The following is a 15,434-nucleotide window of genomic DNA, read 5'->3' as shown; positions in this document are numbered from 1 at the left end:
GTACCGGTCACAGTCGAGTACGAGTCAGCTCAGTTGAACGAGTCGCCGCACGCGCACGATCCCGTGGCGTTCGGGTTGTCGATCGTGAAGCCCTGCTTCTCGATCGTGTCCACGAAGTCGATGGATGCACCCTCCACGTACGGGGCGCTCATCCGGTCGACTGCGAGCGTGACGCCGTTGAAGTCGACCGCGAGGTCGCCGTCGAGGCTTCGGTCGTCGAAGAAGAGCTGGTAGCGCAGTCCTGCGCAACCACCTGGCTGCACCGCGATGCGCAGCGCGAGGTCGTCGCGGCCTTCTTGGTCCAGCAACGCCTTGGCCTTGGTCGACGCGGTCTCCGTCATGGTGACCTTGTGCGCTGTGGTTTCGGTCGTTGTGGCCTCGTTCGAGACGGTCATGGGCTCTCCCTATCAGTCGTACAAACCCGTGAACTACTCAACCGTACTCCCGGTGGCTCTATTCCTCACGCTCGCCGCCTCGGTTGTACGGCAGTGTCGTCCACGTCGGCCGCTACGCGCGCGGCCAGCTGTTCGAGCTGGTTCGCCGCGTCGGACATCGCCAGCTCCACCGATCCTGCGAACTCACTGATCGAGTGCGCAGCGGAGATACCCGCCGATTCCAGTTCGTCCTCGGACAATGTGACCTGTCCCGCGAGCACGATCGTGTCGATACCGGTCGCGCCGCCCGCGGCAGCCATTCTCGTCACCAGCTTGCCCCGCAGCGATTGCGAGTCGAATTTGCCCTCACCGGTGAGCACCAGGTCGACGGAGTCCAACAGTTCTTGCTGGCCGGTCCGCTCGGCCACGACAGCCGCCCCGGGCTGCTGCCTGCCGCCCAGTGCGAACAACGCCGCCCCGAGACCACCGGCGGCCCCGGCACCCGGCCGGTCCGCCACGTCGTGACCCGCGGCGGACAGGACCGCCGCCCAGTCGGCGTTCAGCTCCTCGAGCCGAGCAACGGTCTCTGCGTCGGCACCCTTCTGTGGACCGAAGACTCGGGCTGCACCGGCGTCGCCCAGCAGCGGATTCTCCACGTCCGACGCGGCGACGAGGTCGATGTCGGACAACCGGGCGACTGCCGATCCGAGTCCGCCCAGCGCACGAATCATCGCGCGGCCACCGTCGCTGCAGCTACTTCCGCCGAGTCCGACGAATATCGTTTCGGCTCCGCTGTCCAGTGCCGCGCCGAGCAACTGGCCGACGCCGTAGCTGCTCGCCTTCGATGCGGACAGTGGGGTGGGCGGCCCGTCGAGCAGATGCAGTCCGCAGGCCTGAGCCGATTCGATGTATGCCGCCGTGCCGTCGAGCAGCCATTCGGCTCGGACCGGGTTACCGAGCGGCCCGTCCACATCCGCGAACTGCGCGGTGCCGATGCGGGAAGCCAGTACTTCGACGAAGCCGGGGCCACCGTCGGATTGAGGGGCGAGTTCGAGCTCGTCGGTCTCCCGAACCGACGCCCATCCCCTGGCGATGGCGTCGGCCGCGGCCGCGGCAGTCAGGGTGTCTCCGAACGAATCCGGCGCAATCATCACTCGCATCGTCGGAAGTCTAGGGCTGCAGCGACGGAACGGCATCCGCTGTTTCGTCGCTGACCTGGCCGGTGTTCGAATCCGACGAGCCATCCCATACTCTGAGTGCGTGAAGCTGCTACGCCGTGGAAACTCTGACAATTCGGACGGAAACGACTCGAACGAATCCGAGTCGACGACGGCCGGGAGCGACGCGACCTCTTCGGTGTCTCTCGGTAAGGGCCGACCGACCCCCAAGCGTCGTGACGCCGAGGCGCGGCGTCGTGGACCGGTTGCTCCTGCTCCGCTGACGAGCAAAGAGGCACGCGAGCGCCGCAAGGCGAACAAGGGCAGCAAGGAAGACCGCAAGGCCGCCTCCAACGAGCGACGCGCCGCCGCAGCCGAGCGTCGCGCACGCATGCTCGCGGGCGACGACAAGTACCTGCTCCCCCGCGACAAGGGTCCGGTCCGCGCATACGTGCGCGACATCGTCGACGCGCGGCGCAACCTCGTCGGACTGTTCATGCCGCTCGCGTTGATCTTGATCTTCGCGTTGTTCCTGCAGCCTCAGGTGCAGCAGTACGTCACCCTCGGCATGTTCGTGATGATGCTCTTCATGGTCGGTGAGGGCATCTACCTCGGCAAGATGATCAACAACAAGATCCGGGTGCGGTTCCCCGAGACCACCGACGGTGGTTTCAAGATCGGGTGGTACGCATTCGTCCGCGCGTCCCAGATCCGCAAGATGCGCGCCCCCAAGCCGCGAGTCAGCGCCGGCGAGGCCGTCTGACGTCGGTGGGCGTACCGACTCGAACTCTCGTGCTCGGTGGGGCCAGATCCGGCAAGTCCGGGCACGCCGAATCGCTTGCCGTTCTCGAGCCGGTTCGCTACCTCGCCACCGGTAGGCGGGACACCACCGACGAGGACTGGCAACGCCGTATCGACCTTCATCGCGCGTCGAGACCCAATCACTGGTCCACCGTCGAAACCGTCACGTCACTGGCCGGTGTCATCGCGCAGCCGTGGGACGGCACCACCGTCGTCGACGACCTCGGAACGTGGCTGACGGGAATGCTCGACGACGCGCAGGCCTGGGAGCTCCCCCGCGGCACCGTCGCACCGGCAGTCGACGACCTGGTCGGGGCGATCGCGCGATGCGCGTCGCCTCTCGTACTCGTCAGCCCCGAGGTCGGCCTGTCCGTGGTGCCCGAATCCCGTTCCGGTCGCCTCTTCCGAGACGAGCTGGGCTCGCTCAATTCTCGGCTCGCGACAGTGTGTGACAGGGTTCTGCTGGTCGTTGCGGGACTCGCGCTGACCCTCAAGGAACCTCCGGCGGACTTCACAACCGCGAAAGGCACAGTGTGACAATTCTTTCGGAAGAGGATTCGGCGACGCCGTTTCGTCCGGTGACGGCTCCGTCGGACTCGGCCAGATCGGCTGCGGCGGACCGGCAACGGGAATTGACCAAGCCCGCCGGCAGCCTCGGTCGCCTCGAGACGCTCGGTGAGTGGATCGCGGCCTGCCAGGACGCCTGCCCGCCGCGGTCTCTCGAACGAGTGCGTGTCGTCGTCTTCGCCGGCGATCACGGCGTCGCTGCGCACGGGGTCTCCGCCTACCCTCCCGAGGTCACGGCCCAGATGGTCGAGAACATCCGCGCCGGCGGTGCCGCGGTGAACGTGCTCGCCGATATCGCCGGAGCGGCGGTTCGGGTCGTCGACATCGCAGTCGACGCCGATACCGATTCTTCCGTGTCCGCGTTCAAGATTCGACGGTCCAGCGGATCCATCGACCGCGAGGACGCGCTGACCGAGGATGAGGTTCGGGCCGCCGTCGCTGCCGGAGCCGCCATCGCCGACGAGGAAGTCGACGCCGGCGCGGATCTTCTCATCGCAGGCGACATGGGCATCGGAAACACCACTCCTGCAACGGTTTTGATCGCCACCCTGACCGACACCGAACCGGTTGCCGCTGTCGGCCGCGGCACCGGAATCGACGATGCGGGGTGGATCAGGAAGACCGCGGCGATCCGGGATGCGATGCGTAGGGCTCGTCCGGTCGCGAAGAACCCCACCGACCTGCTCCGGGTCGCGGGCGGTGCCGACATCGCGGTTCTCGCCGGCTTTCTCGCCCAGGCTGCGCATCGGCGAACCCCGGTGATTCTGGACGGCCTCGTGGTGACCGCGGCCGCTCTGGTGGCCGAGGATGCAGCGGCCGGAGCGCGCAACTGGTGGGTTGCCGGACATCGTTCGGCCGAGCCTGCCCATTCGCTTGCGTTGCGGCACTTGCGTCTCGAACCGCTCGTGGAGCTCGAGATGCGTCTCGGCGAGGGCTCGGGTGCGCTGGCGGCGTTGTCTCTGGTTCGTGCGGGTGTCGGCACTCTGAATTCGATGGCGACCTTCGCCGACGCCGGGGTCAGCACCGGCGACAGCGAAGCTCACAGCAGTACCGAAAATCCCTGACCGTGAGCAGGCGCGCCGATGGAGTGTTGCTCGCGTTCTCCTGGCTGACGGTACTGCCCGTGCGCGGCCCGGAGGACGTCGACAGACACTCCGCGGGACGCGCGATCGCGTTCGCGCCGCTCGTCGGCCTCGCCCTCGGTGGCATCTCCGCCGCGCTGCTGTGGGTGTCGATCGCGGCCGGACTGTCACCACTGCTCGGCGGACTGATCGCCGTCGGCGCCTCGGCATTGCTCACCCGGGGTATGCATCTCGACGGCTTGGCCGACACCGCAGACGGACTCGGCTGCTACGGGCCTCCCGAGCGCGCGCGAGAAGTCATGAAATCCGGCAGTGCAGGCCCGTTCGGTGTGGCAGCACTCGTTCTGGTGTTGGGGATACAGGCCGCAAGCCTGGGCCAGCTCGCGCAGTTGCACATGTGGTGGGCCATCGTGTGCGTCTCGGTGATCGCACGGGTGTCGGCAGTGGTCGCGTGCCGCCGAGGGATCGACGCGGCGACACCGAGCGGCTTCGGCGCGCTGGTGGCAGGCACTCAGTCGACCGCGGTGGTGGCGTTGTGGACAGGCGTGGCAACGGCCATGTTCACGTACATTTTGCCCGACCGACCGTGGCAGGGAGCGCTGGTGGTGATCGCCGCACTCGCCGTCGCGGTGATTCTCACTCGTCACTGCGTCCGACGCTTCGGCGGGCTCTCCGGCGACGTGCTCGGAGCCGGAATCGAGACCACCACCGCACTGGCCGCGGTCGGCCTGCTCCTGGGGAGCTAGCGGAGCGTGGTCATCCAGCCGTGAGTATCGGCGAACGTTCCGCGCTGAATGCCGGTGAGCGTGTCACGTAGTGCGAGAGTGATCTCGCCGGGCTCACCGCCTGCGATCTCGAACGTGCCCTCGGTGGACTTGACGCTGCCCACCGGTGTGATGACGGCTGCTGTGCCGCAGGCGAACACCTCGGTGATCTCGCCGGAGTCGGCACCCTTGCGCCACTCCTCGGTGGAGATCCGCCGCTCTTCGACGGGGATGCCTGCGTCGGTCGCCAGGGCCAGCAGCGAGTCGCGGGTGATGCCGGGCAGAAGCGATCCGGACAGCGACGGGGTCACCAGGCGGGCATCGGAGCCCGAGCCGAAGACGAAGAACAGGTTCATACCGCCCATTTCCTCGACGTAGCGGCGCTCGGTGGCGTCGAGCCAGACCACCTGATCGCATCCCTCGTCGCTGGCCTGTGCTTGCGCCAGAAGCGATGCGGCGTAGTTGCCGGCGAATTTCGCCGCACCGGTCCCGCCCGGCGCCGCCCGGACGTATTCGGTGGACAGCCAGACGCTCACCGGCTTGACGCCTCGAGGGAAGTACGCGCCGGCGGGCGAGGCGATCAACATGTAGCGGTACGAGTCGGCGGGGCGCACGCCCAGCCCGGCCTCGGTGGAGAACATGTACGGCCGGACGTACAGCGCGTCTTCGCCGCCTGCTGCGGGGACCCACTCGTGGTCGAATTCGAGAAGCTTCTCGATCGATCCGATGAACAGCTCGTCCGGCAACTCCGGCATCGCCAGGCGGCGGGCGGACGAGCGGAAGCGCTCGGCGTTGGAGTGCACCCGGAAGGTCGAGAGGTCGCCGTTCGGCTGACGGTAGATCTTGAGTCCCTCGAAGATGGCCTGGCCGTAGTGCAGCACCATCGCGGCCGGGTCGAGCTCGATCGGTCCGTAGGGCGCGATCGTCGCATCGTGCCATCCGCCGTCACGGGTGTAGTCGATGTACACCATGTGGTCGGTGAAGTGCTTTCCGAAACCGGGTGCAGCGAGCACCGCGTCGCGCTCCACCGGAGTGGCGGGAGAAGGATGCTGCACGTACGCGAACTCGGAAACACCTGTCATGCCGGAGATACTATCGTCAAGGTCGCTGCGCTCTCGCGCGGTCACCTGGTCTTCGCTGCGACGAACGGCGGCGCGACCACTTCGCAGCGCAACGCTCGCCCACGAACGTCGACCTCGACCTCCGTGCCCACCTCCGGAGCGGCTTGCGCGTCGAGCAGGGCGAGGGCGATTCCGATCTTCAGCGACGGCGAGAACGTTCCGGAGGTCGTCGTCCCGATGTCCTGCCCCGACACACGCACGGTGAGACCGGGGCGCAGAACACCGCGGTCGAGGGCCTTCAGTCCGCGCAGTACGCGCGCCGGCCCGCTCGCCTTCTCGGCGGACAGTGCTTCCTTGCCCCAGAACGCATCCTTCTTCCACCCGATCGCCCAGCCGCAGCGCGCCTCGAGCGGCGAGATGTCCAGTGCCAGTTCGTGTCCGTGCAGCGGGTACCCCATCTCGGTGCGCAACGTATCGCGTGCGCCGAGCCCGCACACCTGCCCTCCGCGCGATCGCACTGCAGCAACGAGTGCCCGAAAGAGAGGTTCCACATCTCCGGCGGGGGGAACGAGCTCGTAGCCGTGTTCGCCGGTGTATCCGGTCCGGCAGACCCGCACCGCCACCGAATTCCAGGTGGCGTCCTCGAACGCCATGTAGTCCATGTCGGTCGGCAGGCCCAGCTCCTGCAGGACCTCGCTCGATTTCGGTCCCTGCACGGCCAGCACTCCGAAGTCTCGGTGCTGGTTCACCACCGACACGCCTTCGGGTGCCTGCTCGGCCATCGCCGCGACGACGGCCGCAGTGTTGGCTGCGTTCGGCACCAGAAAGACGTTCTCGTCCGAGACGTAGTACGCGATCAGGTCGTCGACGACACCGCCGGATTCGGTGCAGCACAACGTGTACTGCGCCTTGCCCGGATCGATTCGGTCCAGATCGTTGGTGAGCACGGAGTTCACGAACGCGGCGGCTCCGGGCCCGGTCACCGACGCCTTGCCGAGATGCCCCACATCGAACAGGCCGACGGCTTCTCGCACCGCCGTGTGCTCGACGACGACTCCGGCGTACGACACCGGCATCGTCCAGCCGCCGAAAGGTGCGAACGTCGCGCCCAATTCGGTGTGCACGGCGTGAAGTGGTCCCTCGATCAGCTCGGTGTCGGTCATGGCGGTCACGCTAGCTCACATCGCGGCCGTAGCGGGCCCGGCAGACCGACTGCGTCCCTCGACGCGTCGTCACTAGGATCGAGGTACGTACACGTCAACCCCTACAGGAGCAGCCACGTGCCTTCACCCTCGACGCCTTCCCGCACTCTCGGACCCGACCTGGTCCTCGCGGGCAAGCTCGGCAAGAAAGTCGACGTTCTCGTAGTCGCGCTGAGCACCAGTGACGACGGCCTCGAACTCGCCATCACCGACGACATTTCCGACGACGCCGTCGCCGCTGCGCTACTCGACGCCTTCGAATCCGTCGGTGCCACCGGAAAGGCCGACGAGCTGGTGCGCATTCCGGCGCCGTCCGGCCTGTCGGTGGACAGCGTGCTGGCGGTCGGCCTCGGCAGCGCCGCCGACATCGACAGCGAGCGGATCCGGCAGTCGGCCGGTACCGCGGCACGCTCGCTCAAGGGGGTCGACACTGCAGCGACCACGTTGTCGGCGCTCGATCTCGGTGCCGCCGCAGAAGGGTTCTTTCTCGGCGCGTATCAGTTCACCGAGTTCAAATCGGCACTCTCGGCACCGAAGTCCGACGCGCTCCCACTCGCGCGCGTCGAGTTGCTCGTTCCCGACACCCGCTCCAAGGACGCCAAGAACGAGCTGGCACGATCGCTCGCCATCGCCGAATCCGTCGCCGTAGCACGCGATTTCGTCAACACCCCGCCGAGCCACCTCTACCCCGAGGAGTTCGCCGCGCAGGCCAAGGCCCTCGGCACGGCAGCGGGCCTGAAGGTCGAGATCATGGACGACAAGGCACTGGAGAAGGACGGCTACGGCGGCATTCACGGCGTCGGCAAGGGTTCTTCGCGCCTGCCGCGGCTTGTTCGCCTGACGCACTCGGGTGGGAAGCGAGGCGCGAAGAAGGTCGCCCTGGTGGGCAAGGGAATCACGTTCGACACCGGCGGAATCTCCATCAAACCCGCTGCGGGCATGGAGAACATGACCTCGGACATGGGCGGTGCCGCTGCGGTCATCGCGACGGTGATCCTGGCCGCGAAGGTCGATCTGCCACTGGACGTCATCGCGACGGTGCCGATGGCCGAGAACATGCCGTCGGGCACTGCGCAGCGTCCGGGCGATGTACTGACCCAGTACGGCGGCATCACCGTCGAGGTCATCAACACCGACGCCGAAGGCCGCCTCATACTCGCCGACGCGATCGTGCGGGCCTGCGAGGACGATCCGGATTACCTCATCGACACCGCGACACTGACCGGAGCTCAGGTGGTCGCGCTCGGCAATCGAACGCCGGGAGTCATGGGCACCGAGGACTTCCGCGACCGCGTCGCGGAGATCTCCCAAGCCATCGGCGAAAACGCATGGGCGATGCCGTTGCCGAAGGAGATTCGACGCGAACTCGATTCCAAGGTGGCCGATCTGGCGAACGTCACCAACGGCCGGGCCGGTGGAATGCTCGCTGCCGCTTTGTTCTTGAAAGAATTCGTCGCCGACGGCGTCGAATGGGCTCACATCGACGTCGCGGGCCCGGCGTACAACACCGGTGGCCCCTTCGGGTACACCGGCAAGGGCGGCACCGGCGTTCCCGTACGGACGATGTTCGCGGTCCTGGAGGACATCGTCGAGAACGGCTGATCACGAGAGTCCGTGCGTGCGGATTCGGCGTCCGCACGCACGGGCCAGGTCAGAGATCGCGTTGCTGCTGTTCGCGCTTCCTGATGACCTTCTGGCGGGCGTCGTGATCGCGCATGCGCTGGGGGTAGCCGGTCTTGCGCACGTCGTACACCGGGATCTTCAGGTCGGATCCGATCTTTCGTACATATTTTTCATCGAGCGGCCGACGGGTCCATTCGCCGTCGTTCGCGACCAGTACGACGGTCAGCGGGGTCACGGTCGTCTTCGGCTCGACGTAGGCCTCGACACCGATTCGCGCGTCGGTCCAATCGGCCAGGTACTGGGCAACCGACCCTTCCGGAGCCCGTTTCGCGCCCCCACCGCTTCGCTTGAGTCGATCGAACAATCCCACGAGAACATCCTTTTCGTACGGCCGATGGGTCACCGGTTCTGGTACCGGAATTTTGTTACCCGCCAGTTTGCCAGGCGTGTTGCACGCCCTAGGGGAACGGCGAGGCGATAACAATGGAAGGATGACATTAGAGGGTTCAGCTCTCTTGATAGTGAACCAAGGCTCGTGAAGTGAGTAAGTGAATTGCCGAGAGGGAGTGTCTACGTGGGCGCTGTGTCGAGCCGAGCAAGCTCGATCGGTGCCGTGTGCACCGGCGCCCCCGTCGAACCGAATCACGCAACTCTCGTCCATGAACCCTGTTCCGCCAGCACAATGGTCTGCGACCACGAGTCGTCGAACTACATCACCCGCACACAACTGTCGAGGAGTCAACAGACATGGCCTTCTCCGTCCAGATGCCAGCTCTTGGTGAGAGCGTCACCGAGGGAACTGTCACGAGGTGGCTCAAACAAGAAGGCGACACCGTCGAAGTCGACGAGCCATTGCTCGAAGTCTCCACGGACAAGGTCGATACCGAGATCCCGTCGCCTGCAGCCGGTGTTCTGACCAAGATCGTCGCTCAGGAAGACGACACCGTCGAGATCGGTGGCGAGCTCGCCCAGATCGGTGACGCAGGCGAGGCCCCCTCGTCCGACGCACCGGCCGAGGACTCCGCGCCCGCCGAGGAATCTGCGCCCGAGGAAGCTGCCGAGGAGCCCACTCCCGCTGCCGAACCAGAGCCGCAGGCCGAGGAGGAGGCACCCGCAGCGAGTGCATCGTCCGACTCGTCCGGATCCGGCACGCCGGTCACGATGCCCGAGCTGGGCGAGTCCGTCACCGAAGGCACCGTGACTCGATGGCTCAAGGCCGTCGGTGACGAGGTTGCTGTCGACGAGCCGCTGCTCGAGGTCTCCACCGACAAGGTCGACACCGAGATCCCGTCTCCGGTCGCCGGAACTCTGCTCGAGATCTCCGCAGAGGAAGACGACACGGTCGCCGTCGGTGGCCAGCTCGCCGTCATCGGTTCGGGATCGCCCGCCGAGAAGGCCCCCGAGCCCGAGGCCACCCCGGAGCCCGAGGCCCCGAAGGCCGAAGAGCCGAAGAAGGAAGAGCCGAAGAAGGAGGCTCCCAAGCAGGAAGCCCCGAAGGCCGAGCCGAAGCCTGAGCCCAAGCAGGAGGCACCCAAGGCTGCTCCCGCCAAGGAGTCGGCACCGTCGGGTGATTCCAGCCCGTACGTCACTCCCCTGGTGCGCAAGCTGGCGTCGGACAACGACGTCGATCTGTCGACCGTGAAGGGCACCGGTGTCGGTGGCCGCATCCGCAAGCAGGACGTGCTCGCCGCAGCCGAGGCCAAGAAGGCTCCTGCAGCTCCGGCCGCCGCTGCTGCGCCCGCCGCCGAATCGAAGCCCGCTGCCCCGGCGACCGCTGGTGTTCGCCCCGAGCTCGCGCATCTTCGCGGAACCACGCAGAAGATCAACCGGATTCGTCAGATCACCGCGAAGAAGACGCGTGAGTCCCTGCAGACTTCCGCACAGCTGACGCAGACCTTCGAGGTCGACGTGACGAAGATCGCCGGTCTACGTACCAAGGCGAAGGCGAAGTTCGCCGAGAACGAGGGCGTCAACCTGACGTACCTGCCGTTCTTCGCCAAGGCCGTCGTCGAGGCTCTCAAGGCACACCCCAACGTCAACGCGAGCATCAACGAGGACGCCAAGGAGATCACCTACCACGCCGACGTCCACCTCGGTATCGCCGTGGACACCGAGCAGGGTCTGCTCTCCCCCGTCATCCACAATGCGGGCGACCTGTCGCTCGCCGGACTGGCTCGGGCGATCAACGACATCGCCACTCGTGCACGCTCGGGTGGACTCAAGCCCGACGAGCTGTCCGGTGGAACGTTCACCATCACCAACATCGGCAGCCAGGGCGCTTTGTTCGACACCCCGATCCTGGTTCCGCCACAGGCGGCCATGCTGGGCACCGGAGCGATCGTCAAGCGTCCGGTCGTCGTCAAGGACGACTCGGGCAACGAGTCGATCGGTGTTCGCTCGATGTGCTACCTGCCGTTGACGTACGACCACCGTCTGGTGGACGGGGCCGATGCGGGTCGCTTCCTCACGACGATCAAGCAGCGTCTCGAAGTTGCATCGTTCGAGGCCGATCTCGGCCTGTAGGCAACCGGCGAATCGCGCCGCTCACGTATTCTGGTGAGAGCGCGAAACATTCGCATCGGAGTCTCGAAAAGAGGGGCACGAACCGTGCATCCGGGGCATCATTCGTTCGCGAATGATGCCCCGTTTGCGTCAAGGAGGCTTTCGTTCACATGCGCGTAGTCATTGCAGGTTCATCAGGATTGATCGGCACCGCTCTCGTCGCAGCACTGCGGGGTCGTAGCCACGACGTCACCCGGCTCGTTCGACGCACGCCTGCCGGACCGGACGAGTCCCAGTGGGATCCGTCGCGCGGGAGCATCGACGCGGCCACGCTCGACGGTGCCGACGCCATCGTCAACCTCTGCGGCGTCGGTATCGGCGACAAGAGATGGTCCGGTGCATACAAGCAGTTGGTACGAGACAGTCGCATCGCCCCGACCGAGGTACTCGCTGCGGCTGCGGCCGACGCCGGGGTCCCCACCTTGATCAATGCCAGCGGCGTCAACTTCTACGGCGACACCGGCGACCGGGTGGTCGACGAGAGCGCACCGGTCGGTGAGGGATTTCTGGCCGAGGTCTGTCGCGACTGGGAGAACGCAACGTCGAAGGCGTCGGAGGCCGGTGTCCGAACCATCCTTCTGCGCAGCGGTGTGGTGCTGTCGCAGCGCGGCGGCATGCTGGGCAAGCTTCGACCGCTGTACCTGTTCGCCCTCGGCGGGCGGTTGGGCAGCGGCCGTCAGTATTTCCCGTGGATTTCGTTGGAGGACGAGATCGGGGCCATCGTGCACGGCATCGAAAACGACGCACTCCGGGGACCGGTCAACATGGTCGGCCCCACTCCGGTGACCAACGCCCAGTTCAACAGTGCGATGTCGCGAGCGGTACATCGACCGGCCCCATGGGTTGTGCCCGGCTTCGCGTTGAAGGCCGTGATCGGAGAGTTCGCCGAGGAGGCGATCCTGACCGGGCCGAGGGCGATCCCGAAGGCATTGGAGGACGCCGGGTACGCCTTCGAGCACAACACGATCGGGGAGGCACTGCGGGTAGCTGTCGGTAAGTGACTCGGCGTACCGTTTCGATTCATGAGTGACGCGAACTCTCCTACGGTCCAGGTTCCGGTATCGGCGCGCGCGAGCACCGAGCCGGTCGTGGTGCGCGAGTTGGGCACCGTCGAGTACACCGAGGCCTGGGCACTGCAGCGCGAACTGGCCGGTGCCCGGGCGGACGACATCGGGTCCGACACCCTGTTGCTGCTCGAACATCCGTCGGTCTACACCGCGGGTCGACGCACGTCCGAGGAGGACATGCCGCGAGACGGTACGCCCGTCGTCGAGGTGGACCGTGGCGGCAAGATCACCTGGCACGGCCCCGGTCAATTGGTGGGCTATCCCATCGTCAAATTGGCGCAGCCCATCGACGTCGTCAGATACGTACGTCGCATCGAAGAGGCGCTCATCTCCGTGGTGTCTGCCTACGGTATTTCCTGCGGACGCGTGGACGGTAGATCCGGGGTATGGCTCGCCGCCGAGACCCGCGACGGAACGTGGCTGCCCGAACGCAAGATCGCTGCGATCGGGGTCCGCGTGCAACGCGGGGTCACCCTGCACGGCTTCTCACTGAACTGCAACGCGGCCATGACCGGTTTCGACGCGATCGTGCCGTGTGGCATCGCCGATGCCGGTGTGACGTCGCTGTCGCTGGAGCTCGGCCGAGAGGTCGGCACAGGTGAGGTCATCGCTGCGGTCACCGAGGCCGTTCTTGCCGCGCTGGACGGATCGTTGTCCGTACAGGATCACGAGATCGAGCATCCGTCGCCGAACGGCGCGTCTGTCAACCCGCAGTTCACCACGGTTCGCTTCGGCGCGTAGCATCGTTTCTGTGACTGTGGCCCCAGAAGGACGCAAGCTGCTCCGCCTCGAGATCCGAAACGCGGAGACCCCCATCGAACGCAAACCCAATTGGATCAAGACCAAAGCCAAGATGGGCCCGGAGTACACCGAGCTCAAAGGTCTTGTGAAGCGTGAAGGTCTGCACACGGTGTGCGAGGAAGCCGGCTGCCCCAATATCTACGAGTGCTGGGAGGATCGCGAAGCGACCTTCCTCATCGGCGGTGAGCAATGCACCCGCCGGTGCGATTTCTGTCAGATCGACACCGGCAAGCCGGAGGATCTCGATCGTGACGAGCCCCGCCGGGTCGCCGAGAGCGTGCAGGCCATGGGTCTGCGTTACTCCACGATCACCGGCGTGGCTCGGGACGATCTCGAGGACGGCGGCGCGTGGCTGTACGCCGAAACGGTTCGATACATCAAGAAACTCAATCCGAACACCGGCGTCGAACTTCTGATCCCGGATTTCAACGCCAAGCCCGATCAGTTGGCCGAGGTGTTCTCGTCGCGTCCCGAGGTGCTGGCCCACAACGTCGAGACGGTGCCGCGCATCTTCAAGCGCATCCGTCCCGCGTTCCGATACCAGCGGTCGATGGACGTCATCACCGCGGCCCGCGACGACGGTCTTGTCACCAAGTCCAACCTGATCCTCGGCATGGGTGAGACGCCCGAAGAGGTGCAGGAAGCCATTCGCGACCTGCACGAGGCCGGTTGCGACATCCTGACCATCACCCAGTACCTGCGCCCGTCGCCGCGCCACCATCCGGTCGAGCGTTGGGTCAAGCCGGAGGAGTTCGTCGAGCACTCCGATTACGCAACCGAAATCGGTTTCGCGGGTGTGCTGGCCGGGCCGTTGGTCCGCTCCTCCTACCGCGCCGGACGCCTCTACGCGCAGGCCATGGCTCATCACGGCCGTGAACTTCCCGAGAGCATGAGTCACCTGACCGACGGTGGCGAAGCCTCTCAGGAGGCCAGTTCGCTGATGGCGCGTCTGGCGGCTCGCTGATCCTGTCTGCCAACCCGGCGCGGTGCACGTGAGCGTCGGCACAGCACGTATCCTGTGAGGTATGGCGAACGGCAGTAAGGCTGGCAAAGCAGCAAAGCCCAGCAAGGAAGCAAAGGCGGCTGCGAAAGCGGCGCGCAAGCAGGCATCGAGGGAACGGCGCAAGCAGCTCTGGCAGGCGTTTCAGATGCAGCGCAAGGACGACAAGGCACTCCTTCCGCTGATGATCGGATCGGTGGTCGGGCTCGGACTCCTCGGGTTCCTCATCGGCCTGGCCTTCGGTTTCCAGTGGTTCCTGCTCCCCATCGGACTGCTCCTGGGCGTCCTGGTTGCGTTCATCATCTTCGGTCGCCGTGTGCAGAAGTCGGTGTACAAGAAGGCAGACGGGCAGGCAGGCGCGGCTGCATGGGCGCTGGACAACCTGCAGGGGTCGTGGCGGGTGACCAATGCGATCGCCGGAACCACCCACCTCGACGCCGTGCATCGTGTCATCGGCAAGCCCGGTGTCATTCTCGTTGCCGAGGGTGCACCGCATCGCGTGAAGTCACTGTTGGCTCAGGAGAAGAAGAAAACCGCACGCCTGGTGGGCGACACTCCGATCTACGACATCATCGTCGGAAACGAAGAGAACCAGATTCCGCTCTCGGGTCTGCAGAAGTACCTGTCGAAGTTGCCGAAGAACATCGACGGCAAGCGCATGGACACCATCGAGTCGCGACTCTCGGCTCTGGGTACCAAGGGTGGACCTGCCATGCCGAAGGGACCCATTCCCGGCGGAGCCAAGATGAAGGGCGTTCAGCGGACCATGAAGCGCCGCTGACAACTCACGACCGCTCGAACAGCCCTGGTGCGCAGACCCTCAGCGGGTTCGCAGCAGGGCTGTTCCCGTTGCACGATCATGCATTCCCCGGCCGTCCATGTCGGTGACGACGGCCGGCACCACGAACAGCAGGATGAGCTGCCGAACAAGCGCGCGCACGAAGCCGACCCGCGCGGGTGCGTCGATGCGTGCCACCTGGATACCGGCGATGAATTGCCCCGGGGTGAACGAGAACAGCGAGACGCTCACCAGTCCGACGCCGAACCACACGGCCAGCACGATCGTCGAGATCAGTCCGCTCGTGGTGTATCCACCGAGAACGAGCGATGCCACGCCGGTGGCCATCGTCCAATCGAGCACCAACGCGAGAACCCGGCGTCCGGTACCTGCCAACGCGCCGACACCCTGCTGCGGTAGGCCCAACTCCTCCCCGCGGAAGTTCTGGGGTTCACGTGGGTTCGCGGAGGCCGGTCCGGACAACCAGGACCCTGTCATTCGTGCCATGATTTCCAGGATAGGCGCGGTCGGGCACACGGGAAAACACCTGGACGTACTGTTGTCCGTGCCAGTCGTGAGCCAGGACGCGTAACAC

The 15,434-nt window shown here is 65.9% G+C and carries 16 protein-coding genes; 10 read left to right on the top strand and 6 right to left on the bottom strand.

What is annotated here, in order from left to right:
• Window positions 1-29: 29 nt before the first annotated feature.
• Window positions 30-395, bottom strand: coding sequence for a HesB/IscA family protein (locus tag CH276_RS11590; protein ID WP_032394417.1), 366 nt, complete (start codon window positions 393-395; stop codon window positions 30-32).
• A 65-nt stretch (window positions 396-460) separates the two neighbouring features.
• Window positions 461-1,534 (bottom strand): glycerate kinase family protein, encoded by a 1,074-nt coding sequence (locus CH276_RS11585; RefSeq protein WP_094631663.1) that lies wholly within the window; start codon window positions 1,532-1,534, stop codon window positions 461-463.
• A gap of 100 nt (window positions 1,535-1,634) precedes the next feature.
• Between CH276_RS11585 and CH276_RS11580 the strand changes: the two genes are divergently transcribed.
• Genes CH276_RS11580 through CH276_RS11565 form a run of 4 tightly spaced genes read left to right on the top strand, consistent with a single transcriptional unit; the run spans window position 1,635 to window position 4,727 of the window.
• Window positions 1,635-2,294, top strand: coding sequence for a DUF3043 domain-containing protein (locus CH276_RS11580; RefSeq protein ID WP_032394419.1), 660 nt, complete (start codon window positions 1,635-1,637; stop codon window positions 2,292-2,294).
• A gap of 5 nt (window positions 2,295-2,299) precedes the next feature.
• A complete protein-coding gene (gene cobU, locus CH276_RS11575) occupies window positions 2,300-2,869 on the top strand; it encodes a bifunctional adenosylcobinamide kinase/adenosylcobinamide-phosphate guanylyltransferase (RefSeq protein WP_094631662.1) in 570 nt (189 codons plus the stop codon).
• Between the two features lie 2 nt (window positions 2,870-2,871).
• The gene (cobT, locus tag CH276_RS11570; protein WP_441344237.1) at window positions 2,872-3,963 is read left to right on the top strand and encodes a nicotinate-nucleotide--dimethylbenzimidazole phosphoribosyltransferase; all 1,092 of its coding nucleotides are present in this window, start codon (window positions 2,872-2,874) and stop codon (window positions 3,961-3,963) included.
• Between the two features lie 2 nt (window positions 3,964-3,965).
• A complete protein-coding gene (locus tag CH276_RS11565; RefSeq protein WP_094631660.1) occupies window positions 3,966-4,727 on the top strand; it encodes an adenosylcobinamide-GDP ribazoletransferase in 762 nt (253 codons plus the stop codon).
• Here the strand turns inward: CH276_RS11565 and CH276_RS11560 are convergent.
• Complete coding sequence (locus CH276_RS11560; RefSeq protein WP_032394421.1) at window positions 4,724-5,827, bottom strand: branched-chain amino acid aminotransferase; 1,104 nt, start codon at window positions 5,825-5,827, stop codon at window positions 4,724-4,726. The genes CH276_RS11565 and CH276_RS11560 overlap by 4 nt on opposite strands.
• A gap of 41 nt (window positions 5,828-5,868) precedes the next feature.
• The gene (gene gcvT / locus CH276_RS11555; RefSeq protein ID WP_094631659.1) at window positions 5,869-6,969 is read right to left on the bottom strand and encodes a glycine cleavage system aminomethyltransferase GcvT; all 1,101 of its coding nucleotides are present in this window, start codon (window positions 6,967-6,969) and stop codon (window positions 5,869-5,871) included.
• A 117-nt stretch (window positions 6,970-7,086) separates the two neighbouring features.
• Here gcvT and CH276_RS11550 point away from each other — a divergent pair, with 117 nt between their 5' ends.
• On the top strand, window positions 7,087-8,610 hold the full coding sequence (locus CH276_RS11550) for a leucyl aminopeptidase (RefSeq protein WP_032394422.1): 1,524 nt from the start codon (window positions 7,087-7,089) through the stop codon (window positions 8,608-8,610).
• 49 nt (window positions 8,611-8,659) lie between these two features.
• On the opposite strand, the gene CH276_RS11545 is transcribed toward CH276_RS11550, so the two are convergent.
• The gene (locus CH276_RS11545; protein ID WP_032394423.1) at window positions 8,660-9,001 is read right to left on the bottom strand and encodes a hypothetical protein; all 342 of its coding nucleotides are present in this window, start codon (window positions 8,999-9,001) and stop codon (window positions 8,660-8,662) included.
• 377 nt (window positions 9,002-9,378) lie between these two features.
• Between CH276_RS11545 and sucB the strand changes: the two genes are divergently transcribed.
• From sucB to CH276_RS11520, 5 genes are all read left to right on the top strand, one after another.
• A complete protein-coding gene (gene sucB, locus CH276_RS11540; protein WP_032394424.1) occupies window positions 9,379-11,154 on the top strand; it encodes a 2-oxoglutarate dehydrogenase, E2 component, dihydrolipoamide succinyltransferase in 1,776 nt (591 codons plus the stop codon).
• A gap of 149 nt (window positions 11,155-11,303) precedes the next feature.
• Window positions 11,304-12,194, top strand: coding sequence for a TIGR01777 family oxidoreductase (locus tag CH276_RS11535; protein ID WP_032394425.1), 891 nt, complete (start codon window positions 11,304-11,306; stop codon window positions 12,192-12,194).
• A 21-nt stretch (window positions 12,195-12,215) separates the two neighbouring features.
• Complete coding sequence (gene lipB, locus CH276_RS11530; RefSeq protein WP_032394426.1) at window positions 12,216-13,001, top strand: lipoyl(octanoyl) transferase LipB; 786 nt, start codon at window positions 12,216-12,218, stop codon at window positions 12,999-13,001.
• A gap of 10 nt (window positions 13,002-13,011) precedes the next feature.
• The gene (lipA, locus tag CH276_RS11525; RefSeq protein WP_176459221.1) at window positions 13,012-14,025 is read left to right on the top strand and encodes a lipoyl synthase; all 1,014 of its coding nucleotides are present in this window, start codon (window positions 13,012-13,014) and stop codon (window positions 14,023-14,025) included.
• 61 nt (window positions 14,026-14,086) lie between these two features.
• A complete protein-coding gene (locus CH276_RS11520) occupies window positions 14,087-14,842 on the top strand; it encodes a DUF4191 domain-containing protein (RefSeq protein ID WP_032394428.1) in 756 nt (251 codons plus the stop codon).
• Window positions 14,843-14,881: 39 nt separating this feature from the next.
• On the opposite strand, the gene CH276_RS11515 is transcribed toward CH276_RS11520, so the two are convergent.
• Complete coding sequence (locus tag CH276_RS11515) at window positions 14,882-15,346, bottom strand: RDD family protein (RefSeq protein WP_032394429.1); 465 nt, start codon at window positions 15,344-15,346, stop codon at window positions 14,882-14,884.
• Between the last annotated feature and the right edge of the window lie 88 nt (window positions 15,347-15,434).

Source organism: Rhodococcus sp. 06-470-2, from assembly GCF_002258235.1.
Taxonomy (GTDB): domain Bacteria; phylum Actinomycetota; class Actinomycetes; order Mycobacteriales; family Mycobacteriaceae; genus Rhodococcoides.
The sequence above is the reverse complement of the archived record's forward strand: the minus strand, read 5'-3'. Positions and strand labels throughout refer to the sequence as shown.

Excerpts from the sequence above, each read along its gene's own strand:
- CH276_RS11590 (WP_032394417.1), bottom strand. The coding sequence starts at position 395 with ATGACCGTCTCGAACGAGGCCACAACGACCGAAACCACAGCGCACAAG.
- CH276_RS11585 (WP_094631663.1), bottom strand. The coding sequence starts at position 1,534 with ATGCGAGTGATGATTGCGCCGGATTCGTTCGGAGACACCCTGACTGCC.
- CH276_RS11560 (WP_032394421.1), bottom strand. The coding sequence starts at position 5,827 with ATGACAGGTGTTTCCGAGTTCGCGTACGTGCAGCATCCTTCTCCCGCC.
- gcvT (WP_094631659.1), bottom strand. The coding sequence starts at position 6,969 with ATGACCGACACCGAGCTGATCGAGGGACCACTTCACGCCGTGCACACC.
- sucB (WP_032394424.1), top strand. The coding sequence starts at position 9,379 with ATGGCCTTCTCCGTCCAGATGCCAGCTCTTGGTGAGAGCGTCACCGAG.
- CH276_RS11535 (WP_032394425.1), top strand. The coding sequence starts at position 11,304 with ATGCGCGTAGTCATTGCAGGTTCATCAGGATTGATCGGCACCGCTCTC.
- lipB (WP_032394426.1), top strand. The coding sequence starts at position 12,216 with ATGAGTGACGCGAACTCTCCTACGGTCCAGGTTCCGGTATCGGCGCGC.
- CH276_RS11520 (WP_032394428.1), top strand. The coding sequence starts at position 14,087 with ATGGCGAACGGCAGTAAGGCTGGCAAAGCAGCAAAGCCCAGCAAGGAA.
- CH276_RS11515 (WP_032394429.1), bottom strand. The coding sequence starts at position 15,346 with ATGGCACGAATGACAGGGTCCTGGTTGTCCGGACCGGCCTCCGCGAAC.